Annotated in this window: 21 protein-coding genes; all 21 read right to left on the minus strand. The window is 29.9% G+C overall.

The features are described 5' to 3' along the window. Nucleotides 1-87: 87 nt before the first annotated feature. Entirely contained in the window at nt 88-456 is a 369-nt protein-coding gene (locus tag K324_RS14845; RefSeq protein WP_084533629.1) for an AAA family ATPase, read from the minus strand. A 14-nt stretch (nt 457-470) separates the two neighbouring features. Beyond that, nucleotides 471-1,838 carry an MATE family efflux transporter gene (locus tag K324_RS0110270; RefSeq protein WP_026749041.1) on the minus strand — a complete coding sequence of 456 codons (1,368 nt, stop codon included), beginning with the start codon at nt 1,836-1,838 and terminating at the stop codon, nt 471-473. Nucleotides 1,839-1,948: 110 nt separating this feature from the next. After that, entirely contained in the window at nt 1,949-2,830 is an 882-nt protein-coding gene (locus K324_RS0110275) for an endonuclease/exonuclease/phosphatase family protein (protein WP_026749042.1), read from the minus strand. 21 nt (nt 2,831-2,851) lie between these two features. After that, nucleotides 2,852-3,889 carry a hypothetical protein gene (locus tag K324_RS0110280; protein WP_155282687.1) on the minus strand — a complete coding sequence of 346 codons (1,038 nt, stop codon included), beginning with the start codon at nt 3,887-3,889 and terminating at the stop codon, nt 2,852-2,854. Between the two features lie 19 nt (nt 3,890-3,908). Continuing rightward, the gene (locus tag K324_RS0110285; protein ID WP_026749044.1) at nt 3,909-4,541 is read right to left on the minus strand and encodes a hypothetical protein; all 633 of its coding nucleotides are present in this window, start codon (nt 4,539-4,541) and stop codon (nt 3,909-3,911) included. 63 nt (nt 4,542-4,604) lie between these two features. After that, a complete protein-coding gene (locus K324_RS0110290; protein WP_146996511.1) occupies nt 4,605-4,913 on the minus strand; it encodes a DUF4298 domain-containing protein in 309 nt (102 codons plus the stop codon). Nucleotides 4,914-5,032: 119 nt separating this feature from the next. Further along, nucleotides 5,033-5,605 carry an elongation factor P gene (efp, locus tag K324_RS0110295; RefSeq protein ID WP_026749046.1) on the minus strand — a complete coding sequence of 191 codons (573 nt, stop codon included), beginning with the start codon at nt 5,603-5,605 and terminating at the stop codon, nt 5,033-5,035. Between the two features lie 139 nt (nt 5,606-5,744). Then, a complete protein-coding gene (locus K324_RS0110300; RefSeq protein WP_026749047.1) occupies nt 5,745-6,506 on the minus strand; it encodes an SIMPL domain-containing protein in 762 nt (253 codons plus the stop codon). Between the two features lie 203 nt (nt 6,507-6,709). Next, nucleotides 6,710-7,546, minus strand: a complete 837-nt coding sequence (locus K324_RS0110305) for a hypothetical protein (protein ID WP_026749048.1) — start codon at nt 7,544-7,546, stop codon at nt 6,710-6,712. Between the two features lie 71 nt (nt 7,547-7,617). Next, a complete protein-coding gene (locus K324_RS15290; RefSeq protein ID WP_051354449.1) occupies nt 7,618-8,508 on the minus strand; it encodes a hypothetical protein in 891 nt (296 codons plus the stop codon). Between the two features lie 134 nt (nt 8,509-8,642). Beyond that, complete coding sequence (locus K324_RS0110315; protein ID WP_026749049.1) at nt 8,643-9,173, minus strand: hypothetical protein; 531 nt, start codon at nt 9,171-9,173, stop codon at nt 8,643-8,645. Nucleotides 9,174-9,300: 127 nt separating this feature from the next. After that, on the minus strand, nt 9,301-9,930 hold the full coding sequence (pyrE, locus tag K324_RS0110320; RefSeq protein ID WP_026749050.1) for an orotate phosphoribosyltransferase: 630 nt from the start codon (nt 9,928-9,930) through the stop codon (nt 9,301-9,303). 86 nt (nt 9,931-10,016) lie between these two features. Further along, nucleotides 10,017-11,288 carry a dihydroorotase gene (locus tag K324_RS0110325; protein ID WP_026749051.1) on the minus strand — a complete coding sequence of 424 codons (1,272 nt, stop codon included), beginning with the start codon at nt 11,286-11,288 and terminating at the stop codon, nt 10,017-10,019. Nucleotides 11,289-11,321: 33 nt separating this feature from the next. Then, nucleotides 11,322-11,738 carry a hypothetical protein gene (locus tag K324_RS0110330; RefSeq protein ID WP_026749052.1) on the minus strand — a complete coding sequence of 139 codons (417 nt, stop codon included), beginning with the start codon at nt 11,736-11,738 and terminating at the stop codon, nt 11,322-11,324. A gap of 137 nt (nt 11,739-11,875) precedes the next feature. Beyond that, nucleotides 11,876-12,616 (minus strand): orotidine-5'-phosphate decarboxylase, encoded by a 741-nt coding sequence (pyrF, locus tag K324_RS0110335; RefSeq protein WP_026749053.1) that lies wholly within the window; start codon nt 12,614-12,616, stop codon nt 11,876-11,878. Continuing rightward, on the minus strand, nt 12,617-13,021 hold the full coding sequence (locus K324_RS0110340) for a hypothetical protein (RefSeq protein ID WP_026749054.1): 405 nt from the start codon (nt 13,019-13,021) through the stop codon (nt 12,617-12,619). Nucleotides 13,022-13,192: 171 nt separating this feature from the next. Beyond that, nucleotides 13,193-13,684: an aspartate carbamoyltransferase regulatory subunit gene (gene pyrI / locus K324_RS0110345; protein WP_026749055.1), complete on the minus strand. Its 492-nt coding sequence runs from the start codon at nt 13,682-13,684 to the stop codon at nt 13,193-13,195. Between the two features lie 44 nt (nt 13,685-13,728). Beyond that, nucleotides 13,729-14,658, minus strand: coding sequence for an aspartate carbamoyltransferase (gene pyrB / locus K324_RS0110350; protein ID WP_026749056.1), 930 nt, complete (start codon nt 14,656-14,658; stop codon nt 13,729-13,731). Between the two features lie 204 nt (nt 14,659-14,862). Further along, nucleotides 14,863-15,174, minus strand: a complete 312-nt coding sequence (locus K324_RS0110355; protein ID WP_026749057.1) for a hypothetical protein — start codon at nt 15,172-15,174, stop codon at nt 14,863-14,865. A 56-nt stretch (nt 15,175-15,230) separates the two neighbouring features. Beyond that, nucleotides 15,231-15,959: a Gfo/Idh/MocA family oxidoreductase gene (locus K324_RS16555; RefSeq protein WP_084533631.1), complete on the minus strand. Its 729-nt coding sequence runs from the start codon at nt 15,957-15,959 to the stop codon at nt 15,231-15,233. Between the two features lie 14 nt (nt 15,960-15,973). Further along, nucleotides 15,974-17,410 (minus strand): 6-phospho-beta-glucosidase, encoded by a 1,437-nt coding sequence (locus K324_RS0110365; RefSeq protein WP_026749059.1) that lies wholly within the window; start codon nt 17,408-17,410, stop codon nt 15,974-15,976. Nucleotides 17,411-17,425 lie beyond the last annotated feature (15 nt).

Here is a 17,425-nt window from a genome sequence, read left to right on the forward strand (position 1 = left end):
AATTATCGAACTTTTTCCTTCACCATCTTAAATTTCTTCTTATAAAACGCTATCCCAATCAAATCAATCCGTTCAACATCCCCAAATTTATAAGTTTCTAAAATACTCCATACTTTCTGTATTTTCAATTTTTAATCCATTAAATAATTTTCTATTTTCGTCTTTTTTTGTTATGTCAAAAAAGCATTCCAACATTGATAAATTCGTTGTTTTTCCAAATCTTCTCGGACGAGTGAATATTTGAGCTTCCTCTTTTTTTCTTATTATTTCGTGAATCAATAAAGTTTTGTCTATAAATAAAGCATCGTCCTCTATCCTGTTTTTAAAACTGTCCGAACTTGTTTTTAATACTTTCACATCATTCACTTCCATTTCAGAAAATTTTCTGTTTTCTTTTTTTCCCCAATTTAACCACCCTCTTTTATTTTTTATTACTTTCCCTTTTAAATACTTCATTTTTATTCAAATTTCTAACTAACTAGATTATTTATCCACTTCTTGCTCTTTAATCTCCATATACATGGAAATATTTTTATAATTTCATCGCTACATGAAAGTAAATATACAAATACAACTGGAAATCCTAAATATAGTCCAGAAAAATATGTTATTGGAATCGCAATAAACCAAAGCGGAATCAAATCCACAAACATCGTCCAGAGCGTATCCCCTCCCGAACGTAAAATTCCAACTAACAGCTGCAAACTTATTGCCTTTACGAAAATTACAAATACTTCTGCCTTCACAATCTCCCTTGCTAATGGATAACTTTTTTCATTTACATGTTGTAGGATAAATGGACTGAAAATAAACACAATTGCTCCAATAATAATTCCTGAAACAACAGCCACCTTTAATAAAATTATCGAATAGTCATAAGCATTTTCTTCTCTTCCAGCACCAATCTCATTACCAATTATAGCCGAAGTTGCACTTGAAAGTCCAAATAACAATGTTAATACAAGACTGCTAATTGATTTTACAACCTGAACTGCAGCTGCAAAGTTTGTCCCCATTCTACCAAAAATCATCACATACATGCTTGCTCCAAGTACCCATAATATTTCGTGAATAAATACAGGAAGCGATATTTTCATAACCTTTACAAAAAATTCCATTGACAAATCAAATAACTCATTTATTTTACCTGCAATTGGCAATTTTAACTTGTAAATTATATAAATGATATAAAAAGTGCTTATAATTCTTGCAATAACTGTTGCAACCGCAGCACCACGTACTCCCATCGCAGGAAATCCAAAATGTCCAAAAATCAGCACATAATTTATAGTCACATTTATCAAAAGTCCAACAACGCTTGAATAAAACGAATACTTTGTTTTTCCAATTGCACGAAGCTGTATATTAAATGCAAATCCCACTCCCACAAGTGGATAAGTCCAAGCTACTATTCGCAAATATGAAGCTCCTATTTCTATAACTTTTTTGTCATTTGTAAATACTGAAATTACAAGTTTTGGTACAAATAACCCAGCAAAAAGGAACAGCAATGAAAATAAAAAACCAACGATAACAGTTATCCCAAGACATCTCTTCAAATTCTTGTAATCCTTATTTCCAAAATATTGTGCCGCCAAAATTCCACCACCACTATTCATCCCAAAAAGCGATGTCATAAAAATCATAAATATCTGATTAGCAAACCCCAATCCTGCAACAGCAACTGTCCCCAGTCCAAGTGCCACAATCTCTTTCCCCACCATAAACATATCCACAAAGTTCATAAGTGCATAAATCATATTCTCAATTGCCACAGGCAATCCAATATTAATAACCTTTTTATAAACCAATTTTCTATTTAATGCTTTTTCTTTCATTTATTTCCTTTCTTTTTCATTGATATTTTTTTAGATTTTCTCAACAGTTTCAGTTTACTTAATAATATTTTTTCCTTAATAAAATAAATTTTTAACTTTAATAAATCTATTTAATCTAAATCCTCCAATGTTGAATATTCTGAGAATATCAACAAATGATCTGACACATATTTCTTTATTATAGCATAGTTATTATTTTTTATAAAGTTATAAACTCCAAAATTTCCAGTAAATTCTTTTGTTTTTTCAAAATTTATGAAAAAATTATCATAAGAACTTACAAGTTTACTATCCGAAAGTGTAGTCAAATTTTCTTCAGGATTTAAAACATACTTGACGTTATATTTATCAGCCATATTTTTAAAAGCCATATTATCAGCAGGTGTATTAAAATCCCCAGTGATAATTATATCATCCTCATCTGTCAATTTAGAAAAATATTCATAAACATTGACATAATTTGCCGCCTCCAGTAGCCTCTGCTTTTCTTTATCACCAAAAACCGAATGTGCAATCACATACACAAAATCAAAGTTTCCAGCTTTAAAATATGCACCATACGGCTCTCTCATAAACTCATTCTCATCCTTTTCCTTATAAAATCCAAGCCCTCTTGCCTCAGAAAATTTGCTTTTCCTATAAATAAATGCAAAATATTCACGATAATTCTCACTTCCTACAGAATTTTCCGAAATAATATAATCCCATTTCTCCTTAGTCAATTTTTCTAAGTATGCTTTCGTTTTTTTAACTCCCTTCTCATTCATAACCTCTTCCAGCCCAATTAAATCAAACTTTGCCAAAATCTGTGCAAATATCCAATAATCTTTTTGTTTCTCTCCAAGCCGTAATGCATTAAACGATGCCACCAAAATCGTATTTTCATCCTTATTTATATCAATTTCCTCATTTATCTGCCCCTTTTTAAAACAAGAAAATATTCCAAAAATTAAAAATACAAAAATTACCCCTTTTACTGTTCTATTTTTCATCTCAATCAACCCCTTGATCTTTTAATTTTCTATTTTAAATTCAATATTATTCATAACACACCATTTCGGTATTTCCTCCAAAATTTCGAAAAATTTCTTCTGCTCGCTCTTAATCAATTCATAATCTACCATTTTTGTAAAAGTTATGCCAAAATTACAGCGTATCTCCTCTCTTTTCTTAGATATTCTAAACTCCAAATTATATTTGCTCGCTTTATCCACTGCCATACTTATAATTTCCTCAACTTTTATTCTGTTAATGTAATCTCCAGTATCTATAACTATTTTATCCTGATAAAAAGTTATGCTGTAAATCAGTGCTTCCAATTTTTTTCTCAAATTATTTTTCTTAATAAGAAATTTTACAATTATTATAAAAAGAATTATTACTACCATAACTGGATTTAAAAATTTTACATATGCAAGAATTCCCAATGTTAAAACATAATAAAATACTTCTGTAAACGATAGGTTTAAAAAATTTACAAATCCAGAATTCTTTTTAAAATCGTCTAAAAGTTCAGCTTTTCTAATTTTAAAAACTTTTTTCTCATAATTTGATAAAAATTTTTCTCGTGCCTCATTGTCTTTTATCTGCTCATCGTATTTCTCTTGAAGCTTTTCTCTACTTATTTTTCTTGAATCATAATTCCAAATCCACTCATTTATCAATTCATCTTTCATATGAAACTTCTGCTCATCTAAAATCAACCTTTTTGTTTTCAAACTTTCGATACAATCTCCCAGCTTTTTGAACTCATAATCATCCAGTTCACTTACATCTATTTCTTTTCCATCTAAAAATTTCAATTTTTTATATTTTATTAACTCTTTATACTTATTTTTATCTCTAATTTTATAATTTGGTTCTGGTGTGATAATTTCCAAAAAAAGACTAAGTCCTTCTTTATTTACATACTCTGTTTCAATAACTCTTTTATCAAATTTTTCAACATAAATAGCTTCTTTCAAATCATCATCTTCAAAATAATAAATTATTTCATTTTTTATTACAATTTTCTTTTCAAAAAACGACTTTTCATAAACTTCTGTGTTCATTTTCCCTATCTTCCACAATCTAAAATTTAAATTCCAAAACAATACTCTCACTAAGTATTTCCCTCAATTTTTCCTTGTCCTCAAAACTCAACCAATCCGTACTTTCCTGTAAAACCATTCGCCTTCCAAAATATTTTACTTTTTTAAAAGCTCTTAAAACTTCAACTATAACAGTTCTTCTAGGATGCCTCCCTGCAAATCTTTCATATGACACTTCCTCCAAAACGACTTCCTTTTCCATAAAGTTCAAATTAGCTTTCCTTATCCCAAATTCATAAAATTTTACATTTTTATCCTCAACAACTATTTTTATCATAGAATAATAAGAAATGTATAAAACTAAATAACTAAATATAAAAATAATTATCTGAATTTTGTTAAAAAAAACACTATAATTAAACATTGCCGCCATCGCAAAAATATTACTTTCTATTATTTGAGCCTTTCTCTTTAGAACTTCAAAAAGCAATATAAATATTGCACTTAAAATTGGAAAAATAATAATTTTTAAGTGAATCGAACTTTCATTTACTGGGAAATTTTGAATATTTGGAACAAACATCCATAAACATAAAATCACTATAAAGATAAATACTTTTATGAGTTTTCTTTTCAAAATTTTAAAATCTGTCTTAAATACAATTTTTTCCATTCACATTTTTCCTTTCTAAACATTTCAATATCTATTTACTTTTATTTTTATTCTATATTTTAACTATCTTCTCAACATCTTCGCTGCAATCTCTACCATCCTAATTGCCAACTCATGATTTTCCCCAAACAAATTATAAGCTCCATCTTCACTTAAAACTCCACATTTCAAGTCTTCTGGCAACACCCCATTATTAAAGTCTTCTACATCCAAAAACCAGTTTTCACTGCTATAATATTCATCCAGCTTTTTATAATCTGACAAATTTTCTTCCAGTTTGTCCAACGCTACGTTTAATTCTCTAAAAATATCTGCTGATTTATCCATAATTTTTTCCATTTTATCAATTCTTTTTATTTTATCTTTATTCACAATTTTTACCTCTTTCTAATTTTAATATATATTTAATTTTATCTTGTTTTTTCAAAAAAAGCTACCGTTTTTTCGATAGCTGTATTTTTTATTATTATAATCCTGAATCTGAGTCATTATTAATTTGCTCTTTCAATATATTCACCAGTTCTTGTGTCAATTTTGATTTTATCTCCAATTGCTACGAATAAAGGTACTTGCAATTCATAACCTGTCGATACAGTTGCCGGTTTTGTTGCACGTCCGATTGTATCTCCTTTTAATCCTGGTTCTGTGTAAGTTACTTCTCTAATTACTGTATTTGGCAATTCTACCCCAACTGGAGTTCCTTCATACATCAATACCTGAATAATCATTTCTTCTTCCAAGAAATTTACCGCATCTCCTAAATCTTCAGATGACAAGGTAATTTGCTCAAAAGTTTCCTGATCCATAAAATTGTATTCACCATCAATTTCATATAAAAATTGCATTTGATTTCTGTCAAGAATAATATCGTCCATAAGTTCAGTTGCCAAAACTGTGATTTCCTGTATTTTCCCTGAAATTAGCTCTTTTGTTTTAAATTTTACTTCGGCTGCTCTTTGTCTTTTTCCTGATGTTGACTGGTGTCTTTCAGCTTTTAATATTAAATATGGGATATTGTCCTTTCTATATGTACTTCCTTGTCTTAATTCTGCTGCTGGTTTCATTAATTTTTTCCTCCTAAATTTTACTTTTTATTTATAATTTTTTTTAATATATTTAAACAATTTTAAAATCAATAATTTGCAATTTAAATTTTAAAATATATATTCAAATTTTTTTAATTATTAACTATTAAAAATATTTTTAATATTTTATCAAATAAGTTGTCGTAACAACCAATCTCAATTTTTTATAAATTTGATTGCTTCCATCTTCATTGATTTTTCTCACATCTTCTGTATCTTCCAGTATTTCAAATTGCCCTTGACTCATATTTTTTAGTCCACCAATTTCATTGTTATTTACTTTTAACATTTCAATTGCTCTTATTTCGGCATTTCTTGAAGCATCAACAATCAAATCTCTTTTATATTTTTCAATATTTGTTATAAAATATTCAGGCATATTTATTTCTATATTATTATTTTTTAACTTTAGTTCCGATAATTTTTCATAAAATTCTTCTGCCTTATCAATATTTTTTGTAACAATCGAAATAGTTTCTATTCCGTCATAATCCAAAATTTTTACAATTGGTGCAGTTGTTGTGGAAGCTGTGGACGGCTGTTTCGCATTTGATGAATTTTCCGAATAGTTTGGCTGAATACGTAAATTTCCAACGCTGTATTCATTTACATCAATTTTCAGATTTTTAATTAAGTCAATTACCAGTTTTTCCCTTTCTGATACTTCTTTTTTTAATTCATCAAGATTAGTAGATTTTTGGGAAATAACTATATTTATAAGTGCCTTGTCCGCTTTAATCCTACGCTCAGCAACTCCCTTCACTGTAATTCTATTTTCATCCTTATTGGCTCTATTCATCGCATTTGAAATCAATGCCGAAGATATGATTAATCCGAAGGATAATATTATAGGAATTATTATAAATTGTATCTTTTTCAATTTTTACTCCTTTACTGAACTTTATAACCAGTTATAATATTCAAGTATTTACAATTATGATTTATCTACACAAAAGTCCTATCAAATTATAGATTATTTTAATAAAAAAGTCAATTACTATCCTAAACTTTTTTACTTTTTCTAGTTAAAATTTATAAAAAATAAAACAAGGGTAATAAATTTACTACCCCTGTATCAAATAATTAATTACTTTGTTTATACATTAGCCATCCATTAAAGTATAAAAAGGCACTGTCCCGTCCATTTATTCTTCTAATCTGTCCATTTTCCAGATACCATTTACTTCTATTCATTACTGCATCATAATTTTTTTCTTCTGCTAAATTAACTGTTATTGTTACAGGCCCCGTATGTTTCACAGAACCTCCACTATTAACTATGCAGTCTTGAAACGAAACATCAGCCATATATCCATGTTCCGCATATGAATCTACAACTGTATCGGTATCAAATGCTGATTCAGCAGGATTTGGATTTACACAATAACTTCCTTTTTTTACTGTTACTGGACTTTGCACAATTAATTTTCCGCCTGATTTTTGAACTTCCTCATTTGCATCCTTTTTTGGCTCAGCTTTTGGTAATTTATTAGCACTTTCAGAAGGCTTTTGCTCTGTTGTCTGAGTGCTTTGAGGGGTTACAGCAGGGATATTTTGAGTTTGTGACACAGCTGCCATTTCCTTTTTCAAATTTTCCCTTTTTTTCTTATTTTGGCTTCTCAAGTAAAAAATTCCAGAACCGATAATGACTATTGCCACCGCAACTACTGCCGCCAAAATCGTTGTCATTTTATTTGAAATATATTTTTCCTCAATTATTTCTTCTTCCACAGGCTCTTCTTCCGCCTGTCCAGACACTTCTTCCTGTTTTCCAGCTTGTCCACCCAAACTACCAAACACTGTTCTTTCAAGCTCTTCCTTCTGTCTTTGTAAATCCCTGATTTCCTTTTGACGTTTTAATTCTTCTATTTCTCTTTCTAACTGCTCTTTTGCATTTTCACCGAATTGGTTATCATCCATAATGCCCTCCTAAAAATTAATAATACTCTTAATAACAGTAATTTTTACACCGTAACATCCAATACAGTTTTTTACATACCCATATTAAATGTCATTACTTTATTAAATTTCGGATCCATTTCATCAGGTGCTGTCCAATTACCATTTACATTTTTATATGTTATGTCAAATGTTTCTTCCAAATACTTTACACTAGGATCGTTTATTTTTTGATTAATTAATTCTTTCATCCATTTCATAGTTTGCTCTTGTATAGCTGTTTCCGATTTACCTTGCAACTGTTGTACATTATCAGTTACTTTTTGATTAAGAAGCGTCGAAACTCCTGATAAATCAGGGTATCTCATAGTTACATTTAAAACAACTTTATCTTGTGTTTCAGTTGTATTATTTACTTTATAGCTTATTTTTTTGTATGCCTCTTTAAATAAATTCATTGACTCAAGTGCATTTTTATCTGTTACCGTTGATGAATATTCACCTTTTTGCAAAATATCAACTGTTTCTTTCAATATACTCTCAGCTGCTTCCTTTCCACTTCCACCATTTGTCACTGTCTGCGATTGTGGTTGTGGTTGCGGTGTAGTTATGCTCGCCATATTTTGACTTTGCACTATTGCCGGCACTGATAATTTTTTTAAGTTATCTTTTTTTCTTTTGTTTTGTGCATTTAGATAGAAAATTCCTGAACCTATTGCAACAATAAACAATGCTACTACACCTGCTAAGATTGTAGTTTTCCTATTTGAAAAAAAGTTTACTTCCTCTTTTGAATCTTCCTCAATTTTTTCTTTAACTTTTTCCTGTTTCTCGGCTGTACTTCCTCCTACGCTACCAAACATAGTTCTTTCCAGCTCTTCCTTTTGTCTTTGTAAATCTCTAATTTCCTTTTGACGTTTTAATTCCTGTATTTCTTTTTCCAATTGCTCTTTTGATTCTTCATTAAATTTATTATTATCCATAATATATCCCTCCTAAAAAATAACTTTCATATTTTACAGTAAATATTATACCATAATAAATTTAAAAAATCAAGAAAATTTAACAGAATTTTTTTTACTGTAATAATTCATTAAAAATTTCAAATAATATTTTATTACATTTGATAATTAAATGACATTACTTTGTTAAATTGTGGATTATCACTTTCTAATTCCCAATTTCCATTTTGTTTTACATATACCATATCAAATGTTTCTTCCAAATATTTTAAATTAGAATCATTTAATTTTTCATTTATTGCTTCCTTTAAGAATTGCATACTTTGTTTATCCACTTCATCATTTGATTTTCCTTGTAGCTGCTGTGCCTGGTTTAATACTTTTTCCTTGAATGTTTTTCCTGCTTCTGATAAATCAGGGTATTTCATAGTAACATTTACAAGAACTTTATCTTTACTTTCTTCTGTTGTTTTATTAATTTTATAAGTTATTTTCTTATATGCTCCACTAAATATTTGTAACGCTTCAACTGATTCCTTATCATAGTTTAATTTAGAAAAATCTCCTTTTTGAAGCGCTTCCATTGATTCTTTTACGTCATTTTCAGCAATTTTTTTCCCATTTTGACAACTTACCACCGTTAGCATTAAAACTAATCCTACAATAATTGATAATATTTTTTTCATATTTATCCCTTCTTTCTTTTTTATTTTTTAAAATCTTAATAAATTGTATAATCAAATCTATTTAAAACTAAACTTAAAAATTATGATTATCTTAATTAAAATTCAAGTTTATATAATCTTAAATTTATTATTTTCCCCATTTTTCAGGGTTCTTGCTCCATTCTAAAGCAATTCTTGCTTCATCCTGTGTCAAATAATCTGTCTGAGCCAATAACTTTATTAAAACATCAAAATTTGAAAGTGAACTGAATTTACAATTGTATTTTGCATAATTTTCCCTTGCACTGTCAAATCCGTAAGAAAAGATTGATTTCACTTCCAGCTCCCTCACTTCTTCCTTTTGAAGCACATCGACTGCAATAAGGCTGCTTTTCCCTGTTGTAATCAAATCTTCAATTACAACTACTTTTTCCCCTTTAACTTCAGCTCCTTCAATCTGTTTTCCTGCACCATGATCTTTTGGCTTGTTTCTCACATATGCAAGTGGTTTTTTCATTCTGTCCGCAATAAATGCAGCCCAAGGGATTCCTGCAGTTGCCACTCCCACAATCACGTCCACATCCTTGTCAATTCTTTCAATAAATGCTTCAACAATTGTATCCCTCTCATCTGAAAAACCTAAAACGTAACGGTTATCACAGTAAATGGGGCTTTTTATCCCAGAAGCAAATGTAAACGGCTCTCCCACATTAATTTTTACCGCCTTTACATCAAACAATGCCTTTGCCACTTTTTCTTCCAATGTTAAATTCGCCATTTTTTTATTTCCTTTCACCTTTCAAATTTTGATCTTTTTACTTTATTTCTAATTATTTAATAACTATTTAAATAGGGGTAAACAAATTACTTCAAAAAATTAACTTCTTTTCCATTATGACTATCATTAATTTTTCCATTTTCATAAACAATTTTTCCATTTACAATTGTCATTGTGTTTTTCCCCTTTAATTTCCAATTTTCATAAGGAGTCCAGCCACATTTTGACTCAATTGTGTCATCTACACCGACAATCCATTCTTTTTGTGTATCAACAACAATTATATCGGCAAAAAATCCTTCCTGCAACTTTCCTCTTTTTTCAATTTTCATTATTTTTGCAGGGTTTTCACACATCAACTTCTGTATTGCTTCAAGTGATATTTTCCCTTCATTAAAGGCATTTATCATAAGTGCAAGTGAAGTTTCCACTCCCGGCATTCCAAACGTAATTTTTTCCAGTTTTTCACTTATCAGATGCGGTGCATGATCCGTTCCAATTGTGTCAACTTCCCCACGATTTATTGCCTCCCACAAAAATTCATTATCAGATTTTTCCCTTAATTCAGGCTTCATTCTCAGAAGCATTTTATTTCGCTCTGTACTTTCACGAATTTCAGTATTTAAAAATAAATGATGAGGAGTAACTTCGGCATAAACTGGATGTTCTTTTGTATTCAATTCATTATTTTTCTTGGCATTTATAACTTTTTTTAATTCTTCTTCTGATGGAATATGACAAACGTAAAGCCCTTTTCCATAATTTTTATTTAATTCTATCGCCTTGTCAATCATCTCATTTTCAGCGTGAACTAGCACCAACTTAGAATTTCCAAATACTTTTTTCAATACTTCATCATCTTCAATAAGCATTTCTCCAGTTGTTACATTCATAAAAATTTTGACTGTATTTGCTTCACCATTTCTCAAAACCTTTTTTATTTCCTCAACATTGTCATTTTTACTTCCGCCAAAATGAAATCCAAAATTCACAATCGACTTTTCACCTGCCAATTTTTTCTTTTCCAGCAAATTTTTCAATGTTGTAGTCGTAGGAATTGTATTTGGCATATCATAAAAAGTCGTAACGCCAGCTTTGACACATGCACGTGAACCTGTTGCAAAATCTTCTTTGTATGTAATCCCAGGCTCTCTCATATGTGTATGCACATCAATAACTCCTGGCATTACCAATTTCTCTTCAACATCAATAATTCTCACATTTTCATTATTTTCAAATTTGCTTTCATCAATATTTTCAGAAATTTTTTCAATAATTTCTCCATTTATCAAAATTTCAATTTTATTTCCAAGAACATCCGTTCCATTTTTTAGAATGATAATTTTATTTTTTGTCATTTTCACTCCCAAATTCATCAATTAATTTAATTTTTATCTACCTTCCAGACTTTTTAACAGTCTTTCCATTTTCAAAATTTGCAAATCCAATTTTTCATCTAGTGACATATTTTTTTCCTTATTTCTTTTAGCTTTAGCTTCTAATCTTTTTTCCTGTGCCGGTGTAAGTTTTTTAGCTTTTGATGCTTCTTTTTGAGCTGGTGCTATCGTTGTCTGAGGTTTTTCTTCTGTTTCTGCTGTTTGATTTGATTCTGTTTCTGCTGTTTGATTTGATTCTGTTTCTGCTTCTACTTTTTCTGTTTCATCTGAATTTATCTGTTCTTGTTTCATTTCTGCATCTTGAGTTGTTTCAACCTTTGTATCTGTATTTTTTGTATCGGCATTTTCACTGTATCCCAGTTGATATGCTCCTAAAATTCCCAATATTAACAGTAATACTCTTTTTTTCATAAATTTCTCCTTCTATTTTTATTTTTTAAATTTAATACTCCTTATTTTAATACAGTTTTCTTTGAATTTCATTATTTTTGTTTCAGAATTTATATTTTTTTATTATTTTTATTTTACATTCAAAAAATTTTCAAATTTTACAATGCTTCTGAAATCTCTTCTAAAATCAATGTCGCACTTTCCACAGGATTTGCAGCCTTAGTTATTGGCCGTCCAACTACAAGAAAATCCACTCCCTGTTTTATCGCATCCGATGGTGTCATAATTCGTGTCTGATCATCATTACTTTTCCCATCAGCATTTAACGTAAATTTAGGACGTACTCCAGGACAGACTGTCACAAAATCCTGCCCTAATTTCTCTTTCACATCCTTTGCCTCCTGTGGCGAACATACAATTCCATGCATTCCGTTATTTCTGGCAAGTGTTGCAAGATTTAAGACAATTTCCTCCAGCTTTAGCTCACTTTTAAACATTTCAAAAATATCATTTTCTCCTAAGTTTGTCAAAACTGTTACTCCGATTAGAAGGCTTTCTGATTTACTTTCTTTCACCAAATCAGCAACTTCCCTCATAGTTTTACTTCCATTTGAGCAATGAATATTAAACATAAATACATTTTTTTTAATAGCATTTGCACAAGCCATTTTCACAGTATTTGTAATATCGTGAAACTTCAAATCCAAAAACACCTTTTTCCCATTTTCGTGAAGATAATCCACCAGTTTCCCATCTGTATTAAGATAACTTTCCAGCCCAACTTTGTACATCGAAATATTATCTCCCAACTCTTCAACTAGCTTCTTTGCACCTTCCATATTATCGTAATCCAATGCAACAAATATTCTCTCTTTTGCTCTCTCATCAATTTTACTCATTTATTCATTATCCTTTCTTTTAATTTCCCTTATTTCAAATATTCCCATAAAAATTAAAATCAAAAAATTTGTTATAACTATCATAAATGCTGTAAAAAATGGAATTGCTGCAAAAACAAATATCGACAATATCATTATAATATTTAAAAAAGTTACAATTCCCCATGCCTTATAATGAAGTGTAATTTTATATTTTTGATTATCTGATTCCACATTTATAATTTTTTTAGGCGTTTTTGCAAATAAATTATTATATATTTGGAGTGTTTGTTCTCCATAATCTACATCAATTTCTGTTTTTCCATTAGATTTTACTTCTACATTTCCTTCATCATTTATTCTTAATTTGAAATTATCTTCCCTACCGTTTAAAGATATTTTTGATTCTATAATAATTTTAGGCATTAAATATCCTCACTTTCTTCAAATCAACTATTTTAAATTACTTTGATTAATAATTTTTTTCTTATTTTTTATGTTGTTTTTTAAACAAATCTAGTTATTGTAATTAGACTAAAAACATAGTATTATTAAAAATACTTATTAACACTACTTTACGGTGTATTTAAAATTAAATTATTGAATTTGTATTTCATCTTCCAAAATTATTTTTTCACAGTAAAAACATTTATATTTTTCTTTTTCTTCCAAATTATTCTCATTTAAATTTTCAGTGTTTTCTTTTATACGAATAAATTTTGTTTCAATATTTTCGTGATTTGAAATGCATTTTGGATTATCACATTTCATAAGTCCGATAACTTTATTCAATTTTTCCAATTTTGCCTTTTCTACGACTTCATAATTATCAATTATATTTATTGTAACATTTGGAGCGAGTAGTGAAATATTGTTCAGTTCCTTTTCTTCCAATATTTTTTCCTCAATTTTTATAATCCCTTTTCTTCCAAGTGAACTGCTTGGCATATTTGTTGCGACTGTGATTCTTTCGCTATATTCCTTTAATTTTAAAATTTCCACAATTGCAAAAACTTTTTCTGACGGGATGTGATCTATTACAATTCCATTTTTTATTGCCCGTATAAGTAATTCTCTTCCTTCAGACATAATCTTTTCCTTTCCAAATATAATTTCTTATTTTACAAATAAATTTATAGAAAAAATTCCTTATCCTTTTTCAAAACAGTCATCATCATCGCCTGCCTCATAGGAATCCCATTTTTAGCCTGCTTAAAGTACAAAGCATATTTTGTATTATCTAAATCTGTATCAATTTCATCAACTCTTGGCAAAGGGTGCAAAATTATCATGTCATCTTTACATTTCCCTTCGATATTTTCACGATTTATAACATAAATTCCCCTTACTTTCTCATAATCTTCAATATCTGGAAATCTCTCCTTCTGAATCCGAGTCATATAAAAAACGTCAATTTTATCAAGGCAATCCCTAAAATCTTCCAAAACTTCATATTTTATCCCTTTTTTTCTCAAATCTTCCAATGAATAGCCAGGCATTTGTAAAATTTGCGGTGCTACAAAATAAATTGTTGGTTTAAAATGCGTAAGCGCCTTTACTAGCGAATGAACCGTTCTTCCGTATTTCAAATCTCCAACAAATGCAATTTGTAAATTCTCAAGCGTACCCTTTTCCTCTAGAATTGTGTACAAATCTAGCAAAGTCTGGCTAGGGTGCTGATTAGAGCCATCTCCTGCATTAATTACAGGTTTTCGTGATGTTTCTGAAGCAAGCCTCGCTGCTCCGTCAAACGGGTGTCTTACAACTATCACGTCTGAATATGCTTCCACCATTTTTATTGTATCTCTAAAGGATTCCCCTTTTTTTAAAGACGACTGCTCTAAAGGCGGTAACGATAAAATATTTGCTCCAAGCCGCATTGCAGCCGATTCAAACGACATTCTAGTACGTGTGCTCGGCTCAAAAAACAAAGTCGAAATAATTTTCCCGTGCAAAAACTTCAATTTTTCCTCTTCCGAACAACCCTCAATCTTCCTTGCCAGCTTTAAAATATCAAGAATCTCCTCTTTTTTCATATCATTCATAGAAATAATATTTTCCACCACTATCTCTCCCTTGAATTTTTATTTTTTCCTAAATTTATGATAACAAATTTTAATACCATTTGCAAACTTTTCTTTAATAGTAAATTTTTTTATATGCTTTGATAAAATTAAATAGTCATAACTACTATATTTAACTTTAAAAACATTAATACAAATAAAAATAGAGGGAAAAATTAAAACTCCCTCTTTTCTATAAAAAAACTATTTTAATAACATCATCACTAATGGCAAAAAAACTACTACTATTGCTAATATTAACTCTTTATTTGTAAGTTTGAATTTTTTTAACAAAATATGATTTAATACTAAAATTAAATAAAATATACTTATATATAAAAAAATGCCCATTTTTTTTAAAACAAAATATTTACTATATTCTTGTATGGCTTTATCTAAAGTTTTAAAAATAATAAACCAAAAAATAATAGTTATGAAATTTCTTTTTGTATTATTTCTTTTTAATAGAAAAGAGTATAGCTTTTCTAAAATTTCATTTATTTTTTTTATTATCATTATAATTTTATTCTCCTATTTAATAGTCGTATTTTTTCCATTTCACAAAACATTTTTTACAAATCATTTTCAATTTGTTTTATAACTTTCGCAGGAACTCCGCCCACAACACTATTATCAGGTACATCTTTTGTAACAACCGCCCCAACCGCAATAACAACATTATTTCCTATCATAACACCAGGCAAAATTGTGCAGTTGCCACCAATCCAAACATCATTTCCTATATTTACTGGCATTCCCTGTGCTTTTCTTTCCCGTCGTCCTTTTGGAGAAATCGGATGTCCCACTGTTGTTATTAATGTATTAGGCCCAATCATACAGTAATCTCCAATTCTAACTTCTGCAATATCCAGAATTGTAACATTGTAATTTGCTAAAAAATCTTCTCCTACATGAATATTTTTCCCACTATCACAATTAAAAAATGGCTGCACAATAAGCCCCTTTTTCTTAGCCAATTCAAACAATTCCTCAGCCTGCTCCAATGTTTCAACAAAAGGCTTTTCCACAAGGCAGTTCTTACCGTGTTCCAGTACCTCTTTGGCATATTTATAATGCAAATCAGGTCTTAGGCAGATAACAACCAAATCAATTTCAGGATCATTATACAATTCTTCAATTTTATCAGTATAATTAATCTCGTCTATTCGCTCCCAAGTTCTATTTTCCAAGTTATTCGTAACAATCGTCTTCACTTTTATTTTATCTTTTCTTTGCAGTAAAAATGGCAGATGGTATCTGTTTGCACTTTTGCCATTTCCAATAATTCCTATTTTCATCATAATAATTATCCTTTTTACAATTCCTTTCCATTGCTTTCAATTACTTTCTTATACCAGTAAAATGAGTCTTTTTTACTTCTTTCCAGCGTTCCGCTCCCGTCATTATTTTTATCCACATAAATAAATCCGTATCGCTTTTTCATCTCTCCAGTTGTAAAAGAAACCAAGTCAATACATCCCCAAGGAGTATATCCCCAAAGTTCCACACCATCAATTTCAATAGCTTTTTGCATTTCCTCAATATGTTTTCTCAAATAGTCAACTCTGTAATCATCGTGAACTTCACCTTTTTCATCCTTCACATCAATTGCTCCAAAACCATTTTCTACAATAAATAAAGGTTTGTTGTATCTTTCGTGCATTACGTTAAGAGCGTATCGAAGTCCAACAGGATCAATTGGCCATCCCCAGTCTGATTCCTTTATATATGGATTTTTAACGCTTCCAACCAGTTCATCTCCACTTTCCACATCTGATTTATCCGCTTTGTCAACTGAAGACATATAATAACTGAACCCAATATAATCAACAGTTCCTTCCTTCAAGTCAATCAAATCCTGCGGCTCAATATGTATGTTAAATCCTTTTCTTTCCCACATTTTTTTAGTGTAGGTAGGATACTCTCCTCTTACGTGAACATCAAGAAAGTGCCATCTTTTGTGCATTTCTTCTACAGATTTCATCATATCTTCAGGATTACATGAATACGGATAAATAGGTACAAATGAAACCATGCAGCCAATTTCAAAGTCAGGATTTATTTTTTTACCAGCTCTGACGGCTCTCGCACTTGCAACAAATTCATTATGAACGACTTGATACATTGTTTCCTCACGGTTTTCACCATCTTTGTAAGTAACTCCCGAACAAGTAAAGGCAAATATGTCAACATCAAGATTTGAAGCCTGATTATTGATTTCGTTAAATGTCATCCAGTATTTAACTTTATTTTTATATCTTTCAAAAACGGTAATTGCAAATTTTTCAAAAAAATCAATAACTTTTCTGCTTCTAAACCCGCCATAATTTTTTACAAGGTTATATGGAATTTCAAAGTGCGACAATGTAATTACAGGCTCAATTCCATATTTTAATAATTCGTCAAACAAATTATCATAAAATTGCAGTCCCGCTTCATTCGGCTTCTCATCATCCCCATTAGGAAAAATTCTGCTCCATCCAATAGAAGTTCTAAAACACTTAAATCCCATTTCTGCAAACAATGCCACATCTTCCTTGTATTTATGATAAAAGTCAATCGCTTCATGATTTGGATAATTTTTTCCAGCAATTATGCCATCTGTAATCTCTCTAGGCACTCCATGAGCTCCAGCTGTCATCACATCTGCTGTACTTGGCCCTTTCCCGCCTTCATTCCATCCACCTTCAAGCTGATGAGCAGCAACCGCCCCACCCCATAAAAACCCTTCTGGAAATCCTTTATTTACCATTTTCATCCTCCTAAA

The sequence above is a fragment of the Leptotrichia trevisanii DSM 22070 genome (genome assembly GCF_000482505.1).
Lineage (GTDB): Bacteria > Fusobacteriota > Fusobacteriia > Fusobacteriales > Leptotrichiaceae > Leptotrichia > Leptotrichia trevisanii.